This is a genomic window from Psychrobacter sp. (assembly GCF_036731945.1).
Taxonomy (GTDB): domain Bacteria; phylum Pseudomonadota; class Gammaproteobacteria; order Pseudomonadales; family Moraxellaceae; genus Psychrobacter.
Genome location: NZ_DAINDI010000100.1, coordinates 4,063 through 6,531, shown reverse-complemented (window position 1 = coordinate 6,531; position 2,469 = coordinate 4,063). Strand labels below are relative to the sequence as shown.

4 protein-coding genes are annotated in these 2,469 nt (G+C 46.3%); all 4 read left to right on the top strand.

Annotated features, from left to right (window positions below):
* On the top strand, positions 1–646 hold a 646-nt coding region (gene ispH, locus V7D75_RS13845), incomplete at its 5' end, for a 4-hydroxy-3-methylbut-2-enyl diphosphate reductase (protein ID WP_333615028.1).
* A gap of 1 nt (position 647) precedes the next feature.
* The gene (locus V7D75_RS13840; protein ID WP_191691046.1) at positions 648–893 is read left to right on the top strand and encodes a hypothetical protein; all 246 of its coding nucleotides are present in this window, start codon (positions 648–650) and stop codon (positions 891–893) included.
* 102 nt (positions 894–995) lie between these two features.
* Entirely contained in the window at positions 996–1,811 is an 816-nt protein-coding gene (locus V7D75_RS13835; RefSeq protein WP_333615027.1) for a thioesterase family protein, read from the top strand.
* Between the two features lie 293 nt (positions 1,812–2,104).
* Positions 2,105–2,469 (top strand): catalase (locus V7D75_RS13830; RefSeq protein ID WP_442968972.1); only part of this gene is annotated, 365 nt, incomplete at its 3' end.

Sequence of the window (2,469 nt, the reverse complement as noted above, 5' to 3'; positions counted from 1 at the left end):
CGAGGTGGCTCGATTTGCCCAAGACGGTATGGATGCGGTATTGATTGGTCACGCAGGGCACCCTGAGGTTGAGGGTACGATGGGGCGTTTCAATCGTCGCCACGGCGGGCAAATTCATTTGGTCGAAAATGAAAGCGATGTTGAGGCTTTAAATGTGCAAAACGCTGAGCATTTGGCCTTTGTAACCCAAACGACTCTTTCGATGGACGATACCGCGCGCGTTATTGATGCACTGCGTGAAAAATTCCCCAGTATTCAAGGCCCGCGCAAAGACGATATCTGCTACGCCACTCAAAACCGCCAAGATGCGGTCAAAGATTTAGCCGGTCGTTGTGAAGTGGTGTTGGTGGTTGGTTCGCCAAACTCGTCAAACTCTAATCGCTTGCGTGAGTTGGCTGAGCGTATGAATTGCCGCGCCTATTTGATTGATAACGCTACTGAGATGGATAGAAACTGGTTTGATGGCATTCAAAGTGTTGGCGTTACTGCTGGCGCGTCTGCGCCTGAGATATTAATCCAAGAAGTGCTACAACAATTGCAAGATTGGGGCGGAGATTTACCAAGTGAGCTATCGGGTATCGAAGAAAACGTGACGTTTAGTCTGCCAAAAGCGCTGCGCATTCCGGTTACGCAAGTAGGTAAATAGCATGAATAAGCAGAAAAAAGGCTTTGTGTTAGCAGAAGCGACGCTTGCTGAGATTAATAAGCAATTAAAAATTAATCTGTTTACCATCGTTGTGCTGATTGTCATGCTAGTGCTGAACACTGCGCAATTTATGAAAGATTATAGTGTCTTATATGGTGCGCTTATCGCTGTCATGGCGTTTTTTCTATTTATAATGGCCAAAAGTCGCACCATGCTCATGATGAGAAAACAACAGCTTACCAAGTAAATGCTAAAGGTAAATTAAATATAACCGTTATTATAAAACGACCAACCTATTAAAGTGGTCGAGAATACAGCATTAATAAAGAAGATTAGATTAAGGATGTTCATGCCAGCTTATTATCAGTTTATCAAACGCGAGCAGCTAGAAGGTGGCGTTAGCGTTGCCCATTATCAGCCAACCAAACATGCACAAGGCGCTTGGAATGAACACGAGCAGCATATGGCACCAGCGACTGGACTGCTGACCGCTGAGCTTGAAGGTTATGCGCCGCAAGCAAATATGCGTATCGCTCGTATCAGTCTGGATATTTTAGGCTTGATACCGCTTGATGAGTTTACCGTTACCACGCGTTGTATCCGTCCGGGTAGAACGATTGAGCTAATCGAAGCGGTCATGAGCAGTCGTGGCCGTGATGCTATTATCGCGCGCGCTTGGCGACTGCTGACCCAAGATACTAGTGAGATTGCCGGACTTGAAGACCAAAAAGCCCTGCATCAGCCTGAGGATTTGCCTGTTTGGGATGGTATGAAAGGCTGGCCGGGCGGTTTTATCGAAAGCGTCCGCTTGGTTGCCGAGCCCGACCGCCGTGCTGGTCGTGGTATGGTATGGATTACCAATGATGTCGAGATGGTAGAAGGCGAAACGACTGACGATTTGGTACATCTAATGGGGATGGTCGATACCGCCAATGGCGTCGTGCCACGCTTGGGGCTCGGCTTATCAGCATTGCAATGGATGTTTCCCAATACGGATTTGCAAATCCATATGCATCGCGCGCCAAAAGGGCGCTGGCTTGGCATCGAAGCGGTGCAACAATATGGCGATGACGGTATTGGGCTGACCAGCGCTGTGCTGCATGATGTACACGGGCCGTTTGGTCGTAGTGAGCAAATCTTGACTATCCGCCCGATGCCGCGTTAAAGCGCGATAGCTTTATGTATTGGATAGTCACAAAAGTAAACTGAACAGGATTGCTTCAGCAAATTATCGTCCTAAGTTAGCATTTAGTTGATGAGAAAATGGTTAATAGTTATATAAAATAAATCAAAAGTATGTGATTAATTTATTATACAAATAATTGAAAATCGGTTGTAATGGAATACCACAACGAGGCAAGGTGATTCAAAACTGTTATGATGGGTTTTGATAGTGAAGGTTACCTTTCACTTTATCCTTGCAACAACGATAACTAAAGGAATATGGCCATGAACGACATGAACGATAAAAAATGCCCTTACGATATGACGCCGTTGACCATGAGTAATGGTGCGCCAGTGATTGATAATGAAAATAGCAAAACCGCTGGTAAACGCGGTCCTCTACTCGCAGAGGACTTATGGCTTAACGAAAAGCTCGCTGATCTAAACCGAGAGGTTATTCCAGAGCGCCGTATGCACGCTAAAGGTTCGGGCGCGTTTGGTACTTTCACTGTCACCAATGACATTACTCAATATACGCGTGCTGATATTTTTAGCGAAGTGGGTAAGCAGACGGAGATGTTTGCGCGTTTTAGTACAGTCGCAGGTGAGCGCGGCGCTGCTGATGCTGAGCGTGATATTCGCGGTTTTGCCCTAAAATT